At 65.0% G+C, this 19,788-nt stretch carries 20 protein-coding genes; 12 read left to right on the top strand and 8 right to left on the bottom strand.

The features are described from left to right. Window positions 1-10: 10 nt before the first annotated feature. The 5 genes from mtrB to secA all read left to right on the top strand — a co-directional run bounded on the left by mtrB (window position 11) and on the right by secA (window position 7,916). Complete coding sequence (gene mtrB, locus NUW87_RS09595; RefSeq protein WP_239218530.1) at window positions 11-1,648, top strand: MtrAB system histidine kinase MtrB; 1,638 nt, start codon at window positions 11-13, stop codon at window positions 1,646-1,648. Further along, a complete protein-coding gene (gene lpqB / locus NUW87_RS09600) occupies window positions 1,641-3,344 on the top strand; it encodes an MtrAB system accessory lipoprotein LpqB (RefSeq protein WP_239218528.1) in 1,704 nt (567 codons plus the stop codon). The genes mtrB and lpqB overlap by 8 nt, the downstream gene beginning before the upstream one ends. A 10-nt stretch (window positions 3,345-3,354) precedes the next feature. After that, a complete protein-coding gene (locus NUW87_RS09605) occupies window positions 3,355-3,981 on the top strand; it encodes a ComF family protein (protein ID WP_269028271.1) in 627 nt (208 codons plus the stop codon). A 478-nt stretch (window positions 3,982-4,459) separates the two neighbouring features. Beyond that, entirely contained in the window at window positions 4,460-5,152 is a 693-nt protein-coding gene (gene hpf / locus NUW87_RS09610) for a ribosome hibernation-promoting factor, HPF/YfiA family (RefSeq protein ID WP_239218524.1), read from the top strand. Between the two features lie 202 nt (window positions 5,153-5,354). After that, complete coding sequence (gene secA, locus NUW87_RS09615) at window positions 5,355-7,916, top strand: preprotein translocase subunit SecA (protein WP_269028273.1); 2,562 nt, start codon at window positions 5,355-5,357, stop codon at window positions 7,914-7,916. A gap of 26 nt (window positions 7,917-7,942) precedes the next feature. On the opposite strand, the gene NUW87_RS09620 is transcribed toward secA, so the two are convergent. Beyond that, entirely contained in the window at window positions 7,943-8,245 is a 303-nt protein-coding gene (locus tag NUW87_RS09620; protein WP_269028275.1) for a hypothetical protein, read from the bottom strand. A 286-nt stretch (window positions 8,246-8,531) separates the two neighbouring features. On the opposite strand from NUW87_RS09620, the gene NUW87_RS09625 reads away from it, so the two are divergent. Continuing rightward, window positions 8,532-8,945 (top strand): HAD family hydrolase, encoded by a 414-nt coding sequence (locus tag NUW87_RS09625; protein WP_269028276.1) that lies wholly within the window; start codon window positions 8,532-8,534, stop codon window positions 8,943-8,945. Further along, window positions 8,945-9,448, top strand: coding sequence for a DUF6912 family protein (locus tag NUW87_RS09630; RefSeq protein ID WP_239218516.1), 504 nt, complete (start codon window positions 8,945-8,947; stop codon window positions 9,446-9,448). Before NUW87_RS09625 ends, NUW87_RS09630 begins: the two co-directional genes overlap by 1 nt. On the opposite strand, the gene rsgA is transcribed toward NUW87_RS09630, so the two are convergent. Together rsgA and aroA are read right to left on the bottom strand one after the other, a co-directional pair. After that, on the bottom strand, window positions 9,422-10,447 hold the full coding sequence (gene rsgA / locus NUW87_RS09635; RefSeq protein ID WP_269028279.1) for a ribosome small subunit-dependent GTPase A: 1,026 nt from the start codon (window positions 10,445-10,447) through the stop codon (window positions 9,422-9,424). The two genes, NUW87_RS09630 and rsgA, sit on opposite strands and share 27 nt — an antisense overlap. Next, on the bottom strand, window positions 10,447-11,718 hold the full coding sequence (gene aroA / locus NUW87_RS09640) for a 3-phosphoshikimate 1-carboxyvinyltransferase (protein WP_269028281.1): 1,272 nt from the start codon (window positions 11,716-11,718) through the stop codon (window positions 10,447-10,449). Before aroA ends, rsgA begins: the two co-directional genes overlap by 1 nt. Before the next feature lie 22 nt (window positions 11,719-11,740). On the opposite strand from aroA, the gene NUW87_RS09645 reads away from it, so the two are divergent. Beyond that, window positions 11,741-12,403 (top strand): SOS response-associated peptidase, encoded by a 663-nt coding sequence (locus tag NUW87_RS09645; protein WP_269028283.1) that lies wholly within the window; start codon window positions 11,741-11,743, stop codon window positions 12,401-12,403. Window positions 12,404-12,405: 2 nt separating this feature from the next. On the opposite strand, the gene NUW87_RS09650 is transcribed toward NUW87_RS09645, so the two are convergent. After that, entirely contained in the window at window positions 12,406-12,870 is a 465-nt protein-coding gene (locus NUW87_RS09650) for an aminoacyl-tRNA deacylase (protein WP_269028285.1), read from the bottom strand. Window positions 12,871-12,915: 45 nt separating this feature from the next. Here NUW87_RS09650 and NUW87_RS09655 point away from each other — a divergent pair, with 45 nt between their 5' ends. The 3 genes from NUW87_RS09655 (at window position 12,916) to NUW87_RS09665 (ending at window position 15,718) form a co-directional block, all read left to right on the top strand. Beyond that, window positions 12,916-13,554: a sigma-70 family RNA polymerase sigma factor gene (locus tag NUW87_RS09655; protein ID WP_228496495.1), complete on the top strand. Its 639-nt coding sequence runs from the start codon at window positions 12,916-12,918 to the stop codon at window positions 13,552-13,554. Continuing rightward, window positions 13,554-13,832, top strand: a complete 279-nt coding sequence (locus tag NUW87_RS09660; RefSeq protein WP_239218505.1) for a mycothiol system anti-sigma-R factor — start codon at window positions 13,554-13,556, stop codon at window positions 13,830-13,832. The genes NUW87_RS09655 and NUW87_RS09660 overlap by 1 nt, the downstream gene beginning before the upstream one ends. 554 nt (window positions 13,833-14,386) lie before the next feature. Beyond that, entirely contained in the window at window positions 14,387-15,718 is a 1,332-nt protein-coding gene (locus NUW87_RS09665) for a hypothetical protein (RefSeq protein WP_269028289.1), read from the top strand. A 94-nt stretch (window positions 15,719-15,812) separates the two neighbouring features. On the opposite strand, the gene NUW87_RS11945 is transcribed toward NUW87_RS09665, so the two are convergent. Then, window positions 15,813-15,887 (bottom strand): 50S ribosomal protein bL37, encoded by a 75-nt coding sequence (locus NUW87_RS11945; protein WP_095066802.1) that lies wholly within the window; start codon window positions 15,885-15,887, stop codon window positions 15,813-15,815. Between the two features lie 93 nt (window positions 15,888-15,980). Then, window positions 15,981-16,244: a WhiB family transcriptional regulator gene (locus NUW87_RS09670; protein WP_034997533.1), complete on the bottom strand. Its 264-nt coding sequence runs from the start codon at window positions 16,242-16,244 to the stop codon at window positions 15,981-15,983. 521 nt (window positions 16,245-16,765) lie between these two features. On the opposite strand from NUW87_RS09670, the gene NUW87_RS09675 reads away from it, so the two are divergent. Beyond that, window positions 16,766-17,188, top strand: a complete 423-nt coding sequence (locus NUW87_RS09675) for a hypothetical protein (protein ID WP_269028290.1) — start codon at window positions 16,766-16,768, stop codon at window positions 17,186-17,188. Between the two features lie 33 nt (window positions 17,189-17,221). On the opposite strand, the gene NUW87_RS09680 is transcribed toward NUW87_RS09675, so the two are convergent. Next, on the bottom strand, window positions 17,222-18,433 hold the full coding sequence (locus NUW87_RS09680; RefSeq protein ID WP_269028291.1) for an Rv3212 family protein: 1,212 nt from the start codon (window positions 18,431-18,433) through the stop codon (window positions 17,222-17,224). Continuing rightward, window positions 18,430-19,755, bottom strand: a complete 1,326-nt coding sequence (locus NUW87_RS09685) for a DEAD/DEAH box helicase (RefSeq protein WP_377734714.1) — start codon at window positions 19,753-19,755, stop codon at window positions 18,430-18,432. The genes NUW87_RS09680 and NUW87_RS09685 overlap by 4 nt, the downstream gene beginning before the upstream one ends. Between the last annotated feature and the right edge of the window lie 33 nt (window positions 19,756-19,788).

Here is a 19,788-nt window from a genome sequence, read left to right on the forward strand (position 1 = left end):
CAGCGACCGAGTGCGGCACGCCTGGTCCACGAAACTGCAGGTCCGTTTCGTGGGCACGGTGCTGCTGGTGTCCACGGTCGTGATGTCTGTGCTTGGCTTCGCGCTGGCGTCCGTTGTCACGGACCGCATCACCGCGGCCAAGATTGAAACCGCCAGTGTGGAAATTGAGCGTGCCCGCTCGACCGTGGATTACCAGCTGGCCAACTCTGGGTCTTCCGCATCCCTGCAGGCGCGGCTGAATTCGGCGCGCGCCGGGTTGACACAGCGCGTGCAGGAAAGCGGCGACTCCGCCAGCTTCTACGAGCCGGTGCTGGTGGTCGAAGCCCCGAACGGCTCCGTGACCTCCTCGCCGGAGGCCTACCAGATTCCGAAGCGGCTGGGCGACTATGTCAGGGACGGCAACGTGGCGTACCAGTTCGCCACCGTGGAGCGCCCGGATGGTTCGGCCTACGACGCGCTGATTGTTGGCACACCGACCAACGCGGACATCCCCAACCTTCGCCTCTATCTGGTGATGAACATGGAAAGCGAAGTCTCCACCGTGGCGCTCATGCGCGGCATTTTGGCGTCTGCCGCGGTGATCGTCGTGGTGCTGTTGATGGGCATTTCCTGGCTTGCGTCCCAGCAAATTGTGGCGCCGGTGCGCTCCGCCTCGCGCACCGCGCAACGTTTCGCATCCGGGCACTTGCGGGAGCGAATGCCTGTCGACGGCGAGGACGAGATGGCCGTGCTCGCCATGTCCTTCAACGACATGGCGGACACCTTAAGCAAGCAGATTGCCAACCTGGAGGAGTACGGCTCGCTGCAGCGCCAGTTCACCTCCGACGTCTCACACGAGCTGCGCACCCCGCTAACCACGGTGCGTATGGCGGCCGATCTGATCGCCGCGAATGAGGATTCGCTGGAGCCGGCGACCAAGCGTGCCTCGCAGCTGATGATCAGCGAGCTGGACCGCTTCGAAGCGCTGCTCAACGACCTGTTGGAGATCTCCCGCCACGACGCCGGTGTGGCCGAGTTGTCCTCCGCGAACGTGGATGCCCGCCAGCCTGTGGAGTCCGCCTGGCAGCAAACCCAGCACCTGGCCGAAGAGCTGGACGTGGACGTCATCTTCGACATCCCGGACGAGCCGCAGACTTTGGAGGGCGATGCCCGCCGCATCGAGCGCGTCGTGCGCAACCTCATCGCGAACGCCATCGACCACTCCGAAGGCAACCCGGTCACCGTGCGCATGCGTTCCAACGACGAGGCAGTGGCCATCACCGTCACCGACGGCGGCGTGGGCCTGAAGACGGGCGAAGAAGACTTGGTGTTCAACCGGTTCTGGCGCGCCGACAAGTCCCGCAAGCGCCACTCCGGCGGCACGGGTTTGGGCCTGGCCATCGCCCGGGAGGATGCGCAGCTGCACGGCGGCACGCTCGACGCGATCGGCGAATTCGGCGTGGGCTCGCAGTTCCGCCTGGTGCTGCCGCGCCACCTGGAGGCCGGGTTCACCGAGTCCCCGCTACCGCTCGAGGCGCCGCGCGCTACCGCACCAGAGTCTGCAGAACCCCTTGACGGCGCAGAAAACTCTGCCGACAGCGCTGAAGGATTTGGCGGGGAAGGCGGAGCCGTCGATAAGCGAGTGCCCCAGGAGGACACCGATGCGTAAAACCCTTGCCTGCCTCATGGTTGCGCTGACCGCGCTGACCACTAGCTGCGCCTCGCTGCCCACGAACTCGGCGCCGCACGTCATCCGCTCCTTCACTCCCGATGAGACTGAAACGCAGGACGTCGGCCCGAAGGACGGACAAGAGCCGGACCTTTTGCTGCGCGATTTCTACCACGCATCCGCGACACCCGACGGCGACTACGAGGCGGCGCGCGCCTACCTCACCGAGGGCGCCTCCACGGCATGGGACCCGACCGGGCAGCAGCTCGTCGTGGACAGCATCGGCATGACCACGTTGCCGGGTTCCTCGGTGGGGCAGCGCAGCTTCGCGGTGCACGGCCAGGTCGTCGGCACGGTGCGCTCCGGCGGTTCCTACTCGCCGGAGCGGGGAGACTACGAGGCCACCATCGACATGGAGATGGTCGACGGGCAGTGGCGCATCTCCTCGCTACCGGAAGGCGTGGTCTTTGAGCGCACGGAGTTGCGCAACCAGTACCAGCCGTACAACCTGTACTTCTTCGACCAGGACAACCAGGAGCTTGTCACGGACCGTCGCTGGGTGCATTCGCGCCGCGAAACCCTGGCCAGCGACCTCATCGGACTGCTCATGGAGGGTCCCTCCGAGCGTCTGCGCCCCGCATTGACCGGTTCGCTGCCATCGAGCGTTACGTACACGGGCGAGCGGGACGGCGTCTACACCTTCAGCGGTTTTTCGGGCGTGGGTGAGGAAGAGCGCGCCCGCTTCGCGGCCCAGGTTGTGTGGACGCTCGCGTCTGCGGGGGTGACCGGCCCGTACATGCTGGAGGCTGACGGGCAATCGCTTATCGACGGCACCGCCACCCTGGACACCGACGACTTCATCGCCGCGAGCCCCCTGGTGGAGACGGTGGGGGAGACCAAGCTCTACGCCCTGTCCAGCGGCAAAGTTGTGCGGGTGGACGAGCGCTCCACGCAACCAGTGGAGGGCAGCCTCGGCGCAGCCAACGATGTGTCCTCGGTAGACATCGCCGGCGGCGGTGAGTGGGCCGCCATCTTTGGCAAACCCGGCGACGATGAAGACGATATCTTCCGCGTGGGAACCTTCGACGGTGCTGAAGCGGAAGTCATGCGCGCGGGCACGTTTACCCGCCCCGCGTTCGAACCCGACGCGGCGGCGGTGTGGACGGTGGTCGACGGCAAGCGGATCCTGCGCACGGTGAGATCCGCGGCCACCGGCAACCTGACCACCGGCGAGGTCAAAGTTGAGCTGCCCAAGGGAGTGGACGGCAACATTTCCGTGCTACGCCTGTCTCGCACCGGCACCCGGGTAGTGATGGTCATCGACGGCAGCCTCTACACCGGGATTGTGCGCCGCCAGGCCTCGGGCGAGCGCTCCATTGTCAACGTCTACGAGTACGCCCAAGAACTGGCCGGCAGCGTGATCTCCGCCGACTGGCGCCCGGACGGGTCCCTGCTCGTGGGCACGACCTCCACCACGCCGGTGATGCGCGTGGAACAGGACGGCTCCTCCATGACCGCGATGTCCGCAGGTAACATCTCTGCGCCCGTGGTGGCGGTGGCGGCATCTCCGAGCACCATGTACGTCACCGACGCCAACGCGCTGCTGCAGGTGCCGGCCTCCGGCGCGGACAACCCGATCTGGCGCGAGGTTCCGGGCCTGGAAGGCGTGCGCGCGCTGCCGATCAGTTCGCGCTAGTCTTTCCCACATGGGGGAGATGTTCGGGCAGATCGGCGAGCTGCTGCTGCCGCGCAGATGCGCGGGCTGCCGCACGCCGGGGCCACTGCTGTGCCCTACGTGCCGTAAGGGCCTGGCCACGCCGCCGCAGCGGGTGTTTCCCAACACCACCCCGCACGCGCCGGTGTTCGCGCTCGGGCCGTACGCAGACCCGCACCGAGGGGTGATCCTGGCCATGAAGGAGCGAAACCACCTGGCGGTACGCCGCCACGTCGGCGCGGTGCTTGCGGCCACGTTGGAGTACCTGGAGGCGCGCGGCGAGATCCCTACCGGCGCGGTTTTAGTGCCGGCACCCACGCGCACACGTTCCGCACGCGCTCGCGGCGGCGACCCGGTGGAGCAGGTCTGCCGAGCCACCGGAAGACAAGTCGCGCCCGTGCTGCGGTTGGACCCGCGGACAGCGGACCAGTCCGGCCTCGACGAAGCAGGCCGGCGGGCCAACCTGGCGGGGCGCGTGCAGATTTTCGGCGTGCCAGCCGGGCAGGTCGTGCTCGTGGACGACGTGGTCACCACCGGCGCGACGCTGCAGGCCAGCGCCGCGATTTTGCTCTCGCGCGGCGCGGACGTCGCCGCGTGTGTGGCGCTGTGCGCGGCCTAGCAGGCGCCGGCGGGGTCCAGGCGGTTCCAGGCGAGCGGATTCCCAGGGATTCCTGACAGATTACGGCAGCCAATTGGGCCGACCTGGGAGTTTAGGGCCAGCCTGACAGATTCAGCCGCAATGTGTCAGGGCGTGGGCATTTGTTCACTCGCTCCACCCGTCCGGGTGAACACATCCCGATCCGCGGGCGAATCTGTTCACTTTGCCCAGGGCGGAAAGTTCCCAAGCGGAATCTGTTCATTAGCCGGTGAATCAATGCGGGGCCGGCGGATTCCTGACAGATTACGGCAGCCGTTTGTGTCGACCTGGGCCTTAAGGAGCAGCTTGACAGATTCCGCCGCGAAGTGTCTGGACAGCGGCCCGCCACCACCCCGCAGGTTCGCTCTCAGCGAGCGTTGTATAAAACCGGCCGAATTGGTCATAACCAGTTGTATAGTGGTGATGGACACAGTTCCTACTACCGCAAGGGAGGACGCAGATGACGTCTGCAGACCGCAACCCGAACCAAGAGACGCTGAGCCCGGAAGCCCAGGTCACCATCACCGGGCGAAACGTCGAGGTCCCAGAGCATTTCCAGGAACGAGTAAACGGCAAGCTGGCCAAGATTGAAAAGCTTGATCCGACGCTCAAGTCGTTCCATGTGGAGCTGAAGCACGAGAAGAACCCGCGCCGCGAGGCAGAGGCGGAGCGCATCCAGATCACCGCCACCGGCTCGGGCCACCTGGCCCGCGCTGAGGCGAAGGAAGAGAACTTCTACGCCGCGCTCGAGACCGCGGTGGACAAGCTGGAGCGCTCGCTGCGCAAGGTTAAGGCGCGCCGCAACATCGCAATGTCCGGCCACCGCGCCCCGAAGAGCACCGGTGTGCTGGCCGCGGAGATGGAGGCGGACGCGAAGGCCAAGCAGGAGCGCGCGGCGCAGGAGGCCGGCAAGTACGACGTGGACCCGTACGCCGACCAGGTCGAGGACGTTGTCCCGGGCCAGATCGTGCGCTCCAAGGTGCACTCCAACACTCCGCGCAGCGTGGACGATGCGCTCAGTGAGATGGAGCTGGTGGGGCACGACTTCTACCTCTTCGTCAATGAAGAGACGAACCGTCCGGCTGTGGTCTACCGCCGCCATGCGTTCGATTACGGTCTGATTGAGCTTGCCCCGGAGGCAGACGCCGAGTAGCGCGCATTCCCGCAGCTCAAGCTAGCAAGCCCAGCCCCGGCCCGGTTCTGTTTCAGGATCTGGGCCGGGGCGGTTGTCGTCGATAGGCAATGGCTCAGCTGTGGAGCGCCTATGGGGTTGTCTATACCCCGGGAGGCGTGCGTACAATGGCCGGTTGTATCACCTTGGCCCTGTCAACCCATCAGTAAAGGACTTTGCACACGTGTTTGGACTGTCAAAGCTGCTCCGTGCCGGTGAGGGGCGCACCGTAAAGCGCCTTGCCAAGATCGCCGATCAGGTCATGGCGCTCGACGACGAGTACTCCGCGCTGACCGACGAGGAGCTCAAGGCTAAGACCGTCGAGTTCAAGGACAAGATCGCCGACGGTGCGAGCCTGGACGACATCCTGCTCGATGCGTTCGCCACCGCCCGCGAAGCCTCCTGGCGCGTGCTCGGCCAGAAGCACTTCAAGGTGCAGATCATGGGCGGCGCCGCCCTGCACTTCGGCAACGTCGCCGAGATGAAAACCGGTGAAGGCAAGACCCTGACCTCAGTGCTGCCGGCGTACCTGAACGCTCTCTCCGGCAAGGGCGTGCACATTGTCACGGTGAACGACTACCTTGCCAAGCGCGACGCCGAGATGATGGGCCGTGTCCACCACTTCCTGGGCCTTGAGGTGGGCGTGATCCTGTCCGACATGCGCCCGGCCGAGCGCAAGAAGGCCTACGACGCCGACATCACCTACGGCACCAACAACGAGCTCGGCTTCGACTACCTGCGCGACAACATGACGCGCTCTGTCAACGACATTGTCCAGCGCGGCCACAACTACGCCATCGTGGATGAGGTGGACTCCATCCTCATCGACGAGGCGCGTACCCCGCTGATCATCTCCGGCCCGGTGGACGGCTCCAGCCAGTTCTACAACGTGTTCGCGCAGCTCGCTCCGCGCATGCGCGAGGGCATCCACTACGAGGTGGACCAGCGCAAGCGCACCGTGGGCATCTCCGAGGAGGGCGTGGAGTTCGTCGAGGACCAGCTGGGCATTGACAACCTCTACGCCCCGGAGCACTCGCAGCTGGTCAGCTACCTCAACAACGCCATCAAGGCGAAGGAGCTGTTCGAGCGCGACAAGGACTACATCATCCGCCAGGGTGAGGTAATGATCGTGGACGGGTTCACCGGCCGCGTGCTGGCGGGCCGCCGCTACAACGAGGGCATGCACCAGGCCATTGAGGCCAAGGAGCAGGTGGAGATCAAAAACGAGAACCAGACCCTGGCCACGGTGACCCTGCAGAACTACTTCCGTCTTTACGACAAGCTGTCCGGCATGACCGGTACCGCCGAGACCGAGGCGGCGGAGCTGCACCAGATTTACAAGATGGACGTCGTGCAGATCCCGCCGAACCGTCCGAACCAGCGCGCGGACCGCGACGACCTGATCTACAAGACCCAGGAGGCGAAGTTCGCCGCCGTGGCGGAGGACATCGCGGAGCACGCGGCGAAGGGCCAGCCGGTGCTGGTGGGCACCACCTCGGTGGAGCGTTCCGAGTACCTGTCGCAGCTGCTCACCCGCAAGGGCGTAAAGCACAACGTGCTCAACGCGAAGTACCACGAGGAAGAGGGCCGCATCATCGCCGAGGCCGGTCTGCCCGGCAAGGTGACCGTGTCCACCAACATGGCCGGCCGCGGTACCGACATCGTGCTTGGCGGTAACCCGGAGATTCTCCTGGACGCGAAGCTGCAGGCGCAGGGGTTGGACCCGCTGGAGGATTCGGAGCGCTACCAGGAGGCGTGGGACGCACAGCTGCCGGCGGCCAAGGAGCGTTCGCAGCAGCTTGGCGACGAGGTGCGCGAGGCCGGCGGCCTGTACGTCATCGGCACTGAGCGCCACGAGTCGCGCCGCATTGACAACCAGCTGCGCGGCCGCTCCGGCCGCCAGGGTGATCCGGGCGAGACCCGCTTCTACCTGTCCATGCGCGATGAGCTCATGGTGCGTTTCGTGGGTCAGTCCATGGAGAACATGATGAACCGCCTGAACGTGCCGGACGATGTGCCGATTGAGGCGAAGATGGTCTCCAACGCGATTAAGGGCGCGCAGTCCCAGGTGGAGAACCAGAACTTTGAGATGCGCAAGAACGTGCTCAAGTACGACGAGGTGCTCAACGAGCAGCGCAAGGTGGTCTACCGCGAGCGCCAGGAGATCCTGGGCTCGAAGGATATCGCCGGTCAGGTTCGTCGCATGATCGATTCCACCATCAGCGCCTACGTCGACGGCGCGACTGCCGAGGGCTACGTGGAGGACTGGGATCTCGACGGCCTGTGGCACGCGCTGGATTCCCTCTACGGCCCGACGGTCAGCGCGCAGGAGCTCATCGACGGCGACGAGTACGGCCGCGCCGGCGAGCTCACCTCGGAGCAGCTGCGCCAGGCGCTTGTCGACGACGCGAACGCCCAGTACGACAAGCTGGAGGAAAACGTCGCGTCGATTGGCGACGAGGAGCAGATGCGCAACCTGGAGCGCATGGTGATCCTGCCGATCATCGACACGAAGTGGCGCGAGCACCTCTACGAGATGGACTACCTCAAGGAGGGCATTGGCCTGCGCGCGATGGCGCAGCGCGACCCACTGGTGGAGTACCAGAAGGAAGGCGGCGACATGTTCAACGCGATGAACGAGGCCGTCCAGGAGGAGACGGTGCGCCAGCTGTTCACCATGCGCAAGCAGTTCGAGACCCAGGATGCTGAACAGGCGGCTGATGCGGGCGGCTCCACCGTCGTCTAGGCACTCGCTTATCGACGTGCTGTCGCCTACAGCACCTTGAAGGCAATCAGCTTGCCGTCGCGGATTTTCGCGGCGTAAGCCCGCCTGGTGCCGTCCGTGGTTTCGACGGTGCCGAAGAATTCCCCGCCCTCGCGGGCGTGGCAGGTAACCACTTGGAGCCTGCCCGCCGCGGGGGCGGTACTTGTTGGCGCGTTTGTCAGGGCCGCAGCGTGCTGCCGGGCGCGGATGTGGGCGCGCACGGCGGGGGCGAAGCGCCACGCCATCATGGATGTGGCCCGGTGTTTGCTCATAGCGGCGCTGAGCGCTTCCGCCACGACGGGCTCCACCATTGTTGGGGCACCGGGCGGCGCAACAGCGGGCCGTTTCGTTCCCAGGGGCCGGCTAAGTGCGGCGGGTGTGTGGTTTCGCCGGGGCACGAGCACTTGCACGTGCCTGTGCCCTGGGGCGGTGTAATACATGGCGGGCATCCTCCCTCATTATCACGCGGGAATGTGTGGTGGAGGGGGACAGGCATTGGGCGGGGTAGGTAGTATTGTCCACGTTCGCAGCCGCCCGTGTAAAGGGTGTGCTCACTACAGTAGGCATCCGCGACGCAACCAACGAAAGAAGGATCCCGTGCAGGGCTTGATCATCGACTACGCAGGAGTGTTGGACACCGGTGCAGAGGACGAGCAGCGCTGGAAAACCCTCATTGAGGCGGTGAAAGCGAAGGACATCGCCGTGGGCATCCTCTCCAACGAGGAGGGTGACGGTGAGATGGCCGACAAGATCCGCGAATGGGAGTTCGGCGGCCGGGTTGATGCTGTGGTGCTCTCCGGAGAGATCGGGGCGGAAAAGCCGGAGCGTGCAGCGTTCCAGGCCGCGGCCGACGCGATCGGGGTGGACTTGAACGACTGCGTGATGGTCGACGACGACATCATGAACGTCCGCGCCGCAGTTGAGTACAACATGATTGGCATCCTGCACACCGCCATCGACCGCACCGCGGTGGAGATCCAGTCCCTGTTCGACATCGAGGGCGAGTTCTAGTGCGCGTCTACATTCCCGCCACCTTCGGCATGCTCGCGGCGCTGGAGGACAACCGCTTGATGCACGCCCGCAGCGGCTGGGCGTTCGCCGCCACCGAGGCGTTGCACGAGTTTTTCACCTCGGGCGACCAGGAAGAGATTGAGGCTGTGGCGTTCGATGACGCGGCGATGGCGTCGATCCGCCTGCTGGCCATCGGCGACGAGGAGCGCCACCCGCACCGCCGCGTGGTGGTCTCCGCGGACGTGCCGGATTCCCAGGCCACCCCGGATCCGGAGATGGGCGAGTCCGTGGTGAAGCTGTCCGCGCCGGTCCAGATCGAGGACATCGCCGCGATCCATGTGGACATCGCGGAGGCCGAGGAGGCGACCGCGAAGGCGATTGAGGTCATCGACGCCGCCGATCTGGGCGACGAGGACGCCGAGCTTGCCGTAGGCGATGCCCAGGACAACTACATGGCGTTCTACGACCCGAGCGAGCTACCGGTCCTCGTCGAGCTGTTTTAGCTCCCAGTCGTTGTTGGAGTGCAGGGCCGAAAGCAGGCCCCGCACTGCGGCGGCCCGGCGGCCGACGGGGGACGCCGGGTCCAGCTCGTCCCAGGCGCACTCCGGATCCGCCGGGGGACCCAAGTGCGTGCAGCCGCGGGGGCAGCGCTGCGCGGCTTCCTCCAGGTCCGGGAATACGTCCACGATTTCTTCGGGGGAGACGTGTGCCAGGCCGAAAGACCGGATGCCCGGGGTATCGATGATCCACCCGCCGCCGGGCACTTCCAGCGCCACGGACTGGGTGGAGGTGTGCCGGCCCTTGCCCACGCCGGAGACCTCGCCGGTTTCACGGTCCGCGTCGGGCACGATGCGGTTGACCAGGGTGGACTTGCCCACGCCGGAGTGGCCGATGAGGGCGGAGACCTGGCCGCGGATAAGCTCACGCAGCTGCTCCACGCCGTCCTCGACACCGGTGCGCAACACCTCCACGCCCATGGCCTCGAGCTCGCGCTCGAAGTCGGTGGGGTCCGCCAGATCGGTCTTGGTCACGCACACCACCGGCGTCACGCCGCCGACAAAGGCGGCGATGAGGGCGCGCTCGACAAAGCCAGTGCGCGGCGGCGGGTCGGCGGCAGCAACCACGATGAGCAGTAGCTGCGCGTTGGCCACGATGATGCGTTCGTAGGGGTCGGTGTCGTCTGCCGTGCGGCGCAGCACCGAGGAGCGATCTTTGCGTTTGACGATGCGGGCGAGGGTGTCTTTCGCCCCCGAGGTGTCGCCGACTACGCCGACGCGGTCGCCCACCTCGATGGAAGTGCGCTTTAGTTCGCGGGCGCGGGTGCACTGCAGGCGGGTGCCGGTGGTATCAAGCACCACACCCCAGCGGCCCCGGTCTTTGGCCACGACGAGGCCGAACTCGGCGTCGTCGTGGGTGGGACGTTTCTTCGAGCGCGGGCGCGAGCCTTTGCCGGGGCGCACGCGCACATCGGACTCGTCGTAATCGGCGAAGCTGCGGCCCATTACTGCGCCACCACCTCCGCCCACATATCGGCGAAGCCGGGCAGTGTCTTGGAGGTGGTGTCGATGTTTTCCACTTCGACGCCTTCCACCATCAGGCCGATGATTGCCCCGGCGGTGGCCATGCGGTGGTCGTCGTAGGTGTGCCAGGCTCCGCCGCGCATCCGGGTCGGCGTGATGCGCAGCCCGTCGCCGAGTTCCTCGCAGTTGCCGCCGAGCCCGTTGATTTCGCGCGAGAGCGCAGCCAGGCGGTCGGTTTCGTGGCCGCGCAGGTGGGCGATGCCGGTCAGCTCACTCGGCGTGGTGGCGCAGGTGGCGATGGCAGCGACGGTGGGGGCGAGCTCGCCGATGTCGCTCATGTCGATGCGGATGCCGCGCAAACTTCCGGCCTCCGGGCCCCGCACGCGCAGGGTGTGGCCGGCGCCGGCGGCTTCCAGCTCCACCTCGCAGCCCATGCGCTCCAGGATGGATTGCATGGTCGCGCCCGGCTGGGTGGTGGCAACCGGCCAGTGGGGGATGCGCACCTCGCCGCCGGTGACTGCCGCGGCGGCTAGAAACGGCGCGGCGTTGGACAGGTCCGGCTCGATCTCCCAGTGGGAGCCGCGGATCGGCTGTGACTCAACGGACCAGGAGGTGGCGGTGGCCTCCACCTGCACGCCGGCGTGCTGCAGCATGGCCACGGTCATCTCGATGTGGGGCATCGACGGCAGGGTGCCGCCGGTGTGGCGGATCTGCACGCCGCGCTCGAACCGGGGCGCGGCAAGCAGCAGGCCGGAGACGAACTGGGAGGAACCGGATGCGTCGATCTCCACCGGACCGCCCTCGACGCGGCCGGTGCCGTGCACGGTAAACGGCAGCGTGTCGCCCGCCACGGAGACTCCCAGGGTGCGCAGTGCGTCCAGGATGGTGGTCATGGGGCGTTTGCGGGCGTGAGCGTCGCCGTCGAAAAGCACGGGCCCATCCGCGAACGCCGCGACAGGCGGCACGAACCGCATCACTGTGCCCGCCAGGCCGCAATCGACCTCGGCGGAGCGCAGCTTGCCAGGGGAGACGCGAATGGTCTCGCCGTCGTGCTCGATGGCGGTGCCCATGGCGCGCAACGCCTCTTCCATCAGGTCCGTGTCGCGGGAGCGCAGTGCGCCGACGATGGTGGAGGGGCCAGACGCAAGCGCCGACAGAATGTAGGCGCGGTTGGTCATGGATTTAGACCCGGGCACCCGCTGGGTGTGGGTGATCGGGCTGGGGTGAAACGGCGCAGGCCACATCTCGGTCATGAAAGTCATGATAATGGAGCGCATGTGCGGACGATTCGTTCTTTTCACGTCAGGTGACGACCTTGTGGAGGAAGTCGCTGGCCTTCCCGGCATCGCGGAAGTTCAGGCCCCGGACGGCACCCCGCCGCCGCGCTACAACATCGCGCCCACCCAGCAGGTGCCGCTGATTAGGGTTGCGGATGCTACCGCGCGTATCGACGCCGCCCGGTGGGGCCTTTTGCCCACCTGGAAGAAGGACGAGACCGGCGCTGCGCTGTTTAACGCCCGCGGCGAGACGGTGGCTGAGAAGCCTTCCTTCCGCAGCGCGTTCAAGGCGCGTCGCGGGTTGATGGTGCTGGACGGCTATTACGAATGGAAGCCCACCGAAAACGGCAAGCAGCCGTACTTTGTGCGGCCGAAAGAAGGCATGCTCTATGCTGCCGCGCTGTGGGAGACGGGGCTGGACCGCTTATCGACGACCATGGTCACCACCGAGGCAGCCGAGAATATGGCGTGGCTGCACCACCGCCTGCCGCTGTTTCTGCGCGCAGACGAGATCCGCACCTGGATAGACGGTACGCCGGAGGAAGCCCTGGAGCTGGTGCACCCCTCGCGTGTGGCGGACACCCTGGTGTGGAACGAGGCGGCCCAGGAAGTGGGCAATATCAGGAACGACTACGCGGAGCTGATGGGTGCAGCCGACTAGGGCTACGGCGCGCTGATCGGCGCGAACGTCGCCCCGGTCAGCTCCGCCAGGTCGCGCGGGCTCAATTGGGCGGACAGGCCGCGCTGGCCGGCGGAGACGTTGATGGCGGGGAGGTCGGCCACGGAGGCGTCGATAAGCGTTTTGAGCTTTTGCTTCGTGCCCAGCGGCGAGATGCCGCCGACGACGTAGCCGGTCGCGCGCTGCGCCTTGGCCGGATCCGCCATCTCCGCGCGCTTCCAACCGAGGGCTTTCGCCGCGGCCTTCAAAGACAGGTGGCCGCCCACGGGCACGCAGCAGATGGCCAGTTCGCGCTCGTGGGTGATCACCAGCGTCTTTAGTACCGACGCCGGGTCCAGTTCGAGCTCCTCGGCCGCGTGTGCGCCGAAGTGGTCCTGGCTGGGGGAGTAGGTCAGCACCTTGTGGTCGGTGCCCTGCAGTGCAGTCAGTGCGTGCGTCTTCTCTGCCATGGGCACAGGGTAGCGATTGCAAATACTGGCCCTACAATGGCTCACATGCCCGAAACCGAGCCAGACGCAGGCGTGAGCGATGACCTGAAGGCGCGCTTCAACGAGGAAGCGATGCCGCTTTTGGACCAGCTGTACGGTGGCGCGCTGCGCATGACGCGCAACCCGCAGGATGCCGAGGACCTGGTGCAGGAGACCTATTTAAAGGCCTACAAAAACTTCGGCAGTTTCACACCCGGCACCAACCTCAAGGCTTGGCTGTACCGGATTATGACGAACACGTACATCAACTCCTACCGCAAGAAGCAGCGCCGCCCGCTGGAAACTTCCGCGGACGAGGTGACGGACAACCAGCTCTACACCTCCAGCTCGCACGACTCCACCGGCCTGGAGTCCGCGGAGGTGGAGGCGCTGAAATCCATGCCAAACTCCCGGATTTCGGAGGCGCTCAACGCGTTGAGCGAGGACTACCGCATGGTGGTCTATTACGCGGACGTGGAGGGGATGGCCTACAAGGAGATCGCGGAAGTGATGGAGATTCCTATCGGCACCGTGATGAGCCGGCTGCACCGGGGAAGAAAACAGCTTCGCGGGATGTTGAAAGACGTGGCGAAGGAACGCGGTATCGGTCTCGACCATGCTGACATGGCAGATGCCGCCGGTAAGCAAGACGCGAAGGAGAAGTAATGTCCACCGGACACACCCACGCCGACGCTCACGGCTGCGAGGCCACTTACCGCCTGCTGTGCGAGCTGTTCGACGAAGACACCGCGCCCGAGCGACGCGAGGAGATCAAAAACGACCTGGCGGCTTGCCCGGAGTGTTTGGCCGTCGCGCAGTCTGAGCGCGACGTGCGCGCGATGGTGCGCGAGTGCTGCGGCCCCGCGAAGGCCCCGGAGCCGCTGCGCCAGCGCATCATCGCTTCCATCACTACGGTGAGCTATACCGAAGTTCGCTATAGATAAGGTCCGTGTTCCTCGCCCGCAGCCCGTAGGTTGCGGGCTTTTTCGTTGTTTGAGGGGGCTTTTTGCTTTGCGACGGTGCCTTGCCACCGCAGCGGGGGTAAAAAACGGGGGTAGGGGGTAAAACGGGATTGCTGAACAATCCGCCGATCTTTGAACAATCCGGGGTACACACCGGTATCCCACGGGAAAAACCGTGCTGCCTGAGAGCCGGTGAGTTGTATACCCAACCAGAAATCGCTGGTAGAGCCGTGGTCGGCCAGTATTATGTAAGAAAACACCTTAAAGTGCATAACATGCAGTCATGGTGGATTGTTGAACCATCTACGACCATTGCCGGATTGATCGTTCAACAATGCCGGCGAAACCGCGAAACCACCACCCGGATTGCTGAACAATCCGCAGGCCACAACGGGTGGAAACGTTGAGCAATCCGGGAAGAATGTTCAACGATTTAACCGTTTCTTCAGCCTGGTGGCGAGCGTTTTACCAGCGCATATTCGGTGCATAAACTCATGGATGTAACAAAGAACAAACACCATCAAGGAGTCACCGAGATGCGAGCAGCATTCCGAAACACCATCGCCGCAGCAGTTGCCGCCGCCATCGCGGTGTCCGGCGTGAACGTCGCACACGCCGCCGACGAGATTCAGCTGGCACCAGTGCGCACCAACACCGCAACCCTCGTGGACTCCGACAACGACGGCCTGCCCGACATCTGGGAAGAAGAAGGCGTCGTGTTAGCCGACGGCACGGAAATCCCCCTGCCGGACTGGGGAGCTGACCCTAACCGCCCGGATCTGTTCCTCCAGCTGAACTGGATGGCCTCCGAATACGACACCCTGGGCTGCAACACCTCTGCCGCCCGCGAGTGCGCCGAAGCCAACCGCACCTCGTATGCCCCGTCGAAGCAGAGTCTGGATGATCTCGTGGACCTGTTCGCCGACCACGGCATTGCCCTGCACATCGACGCCGGTGGGCACTACACCAACATCGCCAACTACACCGACGCTCACGGCGGCGAGAGCCTCGACTACCGCGACGTCTACTTCGATCCGAGCCGGCATGAGGCATTCCAGCTCATCGACAACATCAACGCCCTCGGCGAGCGCGCCAACATCTTCCGCTCCGGCGTGTTGGGTGACCGGATGCGTGCCGGCTCCAACGCCACGGGCCTGTCGCTGGTGGGTGATAACGCCTTCTACATCGCCAACCCTGGCGGCCGCGCCAACGACATGCAGGTGCGCAACACCATCCTGCACGAGTTCGGCCACACCTTAGGCCTGCGCCACTGGGGTGCAGCCAAGTACGTCGAGGACTTCGCTGAGGGCTCGCCGATGCAAGACGGCTACCACTCGGTGATGAACTACAACCACCAGTTCAACTACTTCAACTACTCCGAGCAGCCCTACTTCGCCAACACCCCGCAGGGAAGGGTGCTTATCCCGGCTGACTGGGACAGCCTGGAGATGGACAGCCCGCGTATCGGTGTCTACGCCGAATCCATCGGCGCCCGCGCAGACATCGCCGAGGTTGAGGTCGAAGCGATCGAGCAGCCCGAAGAGATCGTCGAGGTCGAGCAGCCCGAAGCTGTCGAGGTCGCCGAAGAGCACCCCATGGTCGCACTGGTGCCGGCCGAGGAAATCGATGCCCAGCCAGGTGTTGTCCCCGCCGAGCAGCCCAAGGACGAGCAGCCCAAGGCAGAGCCGAAGGCAGAAGCCAAGGCCCAGGTCAAGGTCGAAGACGTCCAGGCCGAAGAGGTCAAGCCCGCCAAGGCCGAGGCCCCGAAGCAGGTCAACAACCAGGTCAACATCGCAGCCATCATCGGCGGCGTCGTCGCAGCCCTGGCAGCCCTCGGCATCGGCGCAGCATTCCTCGCAATGCGCTAAGGCTTGAAGGCCAAGGCCAGCAGGTAGGTAAAAACCAACAAGCGGGCCCTTCCCGAAAGGGGAAGGGCCCGCTTGCTACTTCGTTTACCGCGCCTTAAGAGTTGGGGCGCTTACCGCGGTTAGCGCTCTTCTTGCGACGGTCCTTACGCTTGCGACCACGCTTGCTCATGGGGGCCTCCTTTGAATTATGGGTACCGGTTACAGATGTTCCACTGTATCGCCCTGCACTGCTGGCAAGGTAATCCGGCGGAGTTTTATGGCCTTATGCCGACAGGCGAGCGCGGTTGCGGGCGCGAGCCTTGTTGCGGCGCTTGAGCGCGCGGCGCTCCTCCTCGGACAGGCCGCCCCAAACGCCGGCGTCCTGGCCGGTCTCGAGTGCCCACTTCAGGCACTGAGAGGTGACGGGGCAGCGGTGGCAAACCAGCTTGGCCTGAGCGATCTGGCTCAGGGCAGGGCCGGAGTTACCGACGGGGAAGAACAGTTCCGGGTCCTCGTCGCGGCAAATTGCTTCGTGGCGCCAATCCATGATGATGACTCTCCTTTTGGGTCGTGTGTGTTGAAACCTGTGTTCAATCCATGTGCAATTACGTGCGCACCACAAACACCCGCATTGTGGCGGATGCGTTGCAAACGAAGTTTGATTCCTGGCATCGGGCGGAGCTTCCCGTTGGATGCGGGACCCGTCTTCCGGTTTACCGGGCGTTAACCCTGTGGTGGCTTAGGGTTAAGGGCTGTTTAACCAGCCCGTTGTTTTTGCTACCCGGAAATAATGGCACGTTCACCTACACTGCGCTAGGGGTGCAAGCCAAATTGTGACAGGAATCATAGAATCTAACCCTGTTTTCGTCGGGTTGGGTTGGGGGCTGGGTGTGTCCGGAGGTCGTCGATAGGCAATGTGACCAGCGTAAACATGATTCCGATGCGAGGTAGGTCACCGTCAAATCACGCCACACGAATGGGAGCGTGGGGCAGCGGGGCCTAGACTGCTTTGTTGTGGAAACCAACAAAAAACCCGCCCAAAGTAGGTCTGAAGTTGCGCTAGGAACCGTGCCCGCAGTGATGCGTTTCAGCGCGGTGGTGGTGCTTGTGCAGTGCGCCGCGATGTTTATTTACGCGGCCTCGCTGATCGTCTCCCAGTTCACTGAGCACACCTCGACGTTGGAGTCGCAGTCCCCGGCAGCGAACTACGTCAACGTCGGCACCGCGACATTTCTCGTGATCATCTTCGGCTACATCGCTTACGCTGCGGTAAGCACACTGAAGGGCAACCCGCGCGCCACCGGTGCGATCGTGCTGGTGGAAGCGATCCTGGCGGGCGTGGCGGTGTACATGTTCCGCGGCGGCGTACCGCTTTTGGGAGCCGTGACGCTGGCCTCGGCCGTGCTCGCACTTATCGGTATCTTCCACCCGGCTACGCGCGAGTACAACGAGGCGCGCTACGCGCAACGCAAAGCGCGACGCTCACAGTAAAGCGCCGCGCTCAAAGGTGGTATGGCCGATGCGTTAGGTGTTGGCCTTCATCACAACGACTTCGTCGCCGCGCTTTTCCACGACGGTGGCGCCGGCAGAGGAGATGTGCACCGGGCCGGAGTAGCCGCCGCGGTCGACCGGGATGATCTTGTCCACAGCGTTTTTGTCCCAATCCACTACGGCAATGCCGTTATCGGAGGCGTAGAGCAGCTTCTCGCCCGCGGAGAAACCCGTGCCCAGCGCGCCCTGGAAAACGCCCGTGACGGCGAGCGCTGCGGGCTCCATAAGCAGCAGGGAGTTGTTCTCCCAGTACGTCATGTGGTGCGGCAAGTCAGCCACAGGCAGGTTCTTCACAATGCCGTCCGGGCCGAGCTCCGGGCTGTCCATCTGCGGCACCGACGAGGAGCTGATGTTGGTGCCCTCCGTGTTGTAGCCGCGCACCTCGGAAGTGGTCGGATCATAGACCGCGGCCGCGTCCTGGGAGATAGACACCAGGTACGCGTCCGGGCTGATTTCCACGTCGGCGAGCACCTCGGGCTTGCGAGAATCCTCCGGCGTAGCCTCCTGCAGGCGCAAAAACGCGCCGTCGTCGCAGATTTCAGTGACGGCAACGAGCTCCGTGCGGGTCAGTGCAGACGTGATGGTGCACTCGTTGGGCTGCATGTCCGGCTCTTGCTTCGCCTCCACGTGCCCGTACTCCACGGTGCGCACCAGATCAGAGCGCCACACCTCGGCGCGCTCGGAGCTGGCGTAGCCCACACGGTCATTTGAAGCCAAACGCACCACCTTGTCCGGCGCGATGGCCGAGCGTGTGCCGGCGTACTTGCCGGTCTTCGCGTCGATGGCCACCACGTCGCCGCAGCCCGCGTTGTCGCGGTAGGTTGCCACAACCTTGCCCCAGGCCTGGTCCACCAGGCACAGCTCGTTGGGCCGCTCGTACGTCCACACGGTTTCACCCTCCGGCGTGGTGGCGGAGAGGGTGTTGTCGTTGTAGGTGATCACCATGCCGCCGGCCACCAACGGCTGGTCGCGGCCAGATGTATCCGGCAGGGAAAACCCCTCGCTGAACGACCTCGGCACCACGGCGAGCTGGCCGTAGTCCTCCTGCTCTTCTTCAGCAGCAACCAAGTGTGCGTCGCGCGCGGGGGCGGTGAGAAAGGCAGTGCCCAAAAGCAGCGCTGAGACACCTGCGATCACTCCGGTAGCGATCAAATCGCCGCGGGTGCGACGCAGAGGAGAATTCATCGCCGGTTCCTTCCTGAGGCTCGTGCTGGGCGTGCTCCGAGCACTTTACGCGGGCGCCCCACTCGTGCAGTAGCCGAGTCCGGGATATTCAGCGCCTCGTGCAACTCGGGCGAGGTGGAAAACCACTCGGGCAGCTCGCGGGCATCTAGCGAAAGCTCGTCGTTAATCGCCTGCCACTTGCGTACCTCGTCGTAGCCCACCAACGTCACGGCCGTGCCCTTCTTGCCAGCGCGGCCGGTGCGGCCGATGCGGTGCACGTATGTCATTGGGTCATCCGGCGTTTGGAAGTTGATCACGTGGGTGACGTCTTCAACGTCAATGCCGCGGGCAGCGACGTCGGTGGCGACGAGAATGTCGGCCGAACTGCGGCGAAACGCATCGAGCGCCGCCTCACGCGCACGCTGGCCAAGATCACCGTGGACCGCCGCCACAGTAAAGCCGCGCTGGGCGAGATCCTCCGCCAACTCCGCGGCGGAGCGTTTCGTGCGGGCGAAAATGATGGTGCGGCCGCGGCCGCGGGCCTGGAGGATGCGCGCAACCACCTCGGGCTTGTCCATGCGGTGGGACTTCAAGGGGACCTGGCGGGTGGTGTCGTGGGTTCGCGGCGCGTCGGCGGACTCGGCGCGGATGTGCACCGGCTTGTTCATCTTCGCCCGCGCCAGCGTCAGAATCGGGCCCGGCATGGTGGCCGAAAACAGCATCGTCTGCGCGTCATCGCACACCGCCGCCCAGAGCTTTTCAATGTCGGGCAGAAAGCCCATGTCCAGCATCTCGTCAGCCTCGTCGAGCACCAGAATCGCCACAGTGGAAAGGGTGAGATCTCCGCGCTCGTACAGGTCAATCAGGCGCCCGGGCGTGCCGACGACAACGTCCACGCCCGCTTCCAGCGCCGCAATCTGGTCCTCGTAGGGCCGGCCGCCGTAGATCGTGGTCAGGCGCACCGGCGTCTGGGAGGCGGCGAAGGTGAGGTCGTCGCCCACTTGCGCGGCAAGCTCGCGGGTGGGCACCAGCACCAGCGCGCGTGGGGTGCCGTCGAGCTCGTCAATGTCCGCGTCGTCAAAAACACGGTCTACAAGCGGCACGCCGAAGCCGAACGTCTTGCCCATGCCGGTGCGGGCCTGGCCGATGATGTCCCGGCCTGCAAGTGCGCGGGGCAGCGTCAACTCCTGGATGGAGAAGGGGCGAGTGATGCCGCGCTGCGCCAGCGCATCGGTGATTTCGACGGCGACACCCAGCTGAGCAAACGTCGGCGGCTGAGATTTCTCGCCGGCCGGGGCGCCAGTTGAGGCGCGGTTGTGTTCACTCTCAGCTGAATAGGGCACGCGTTCATCTTAACTACAGGCCGTTACAATGGC

This window comes from Corynebacterium pilbarense (assembly GCF_026930265.1).
Lineage (GTDB): Bacteria > Actinomycetota > Actinomycetes > Mycobacteriales > Mycobacteriaceae > Corynebacterium > Corynebacterium pilbarense.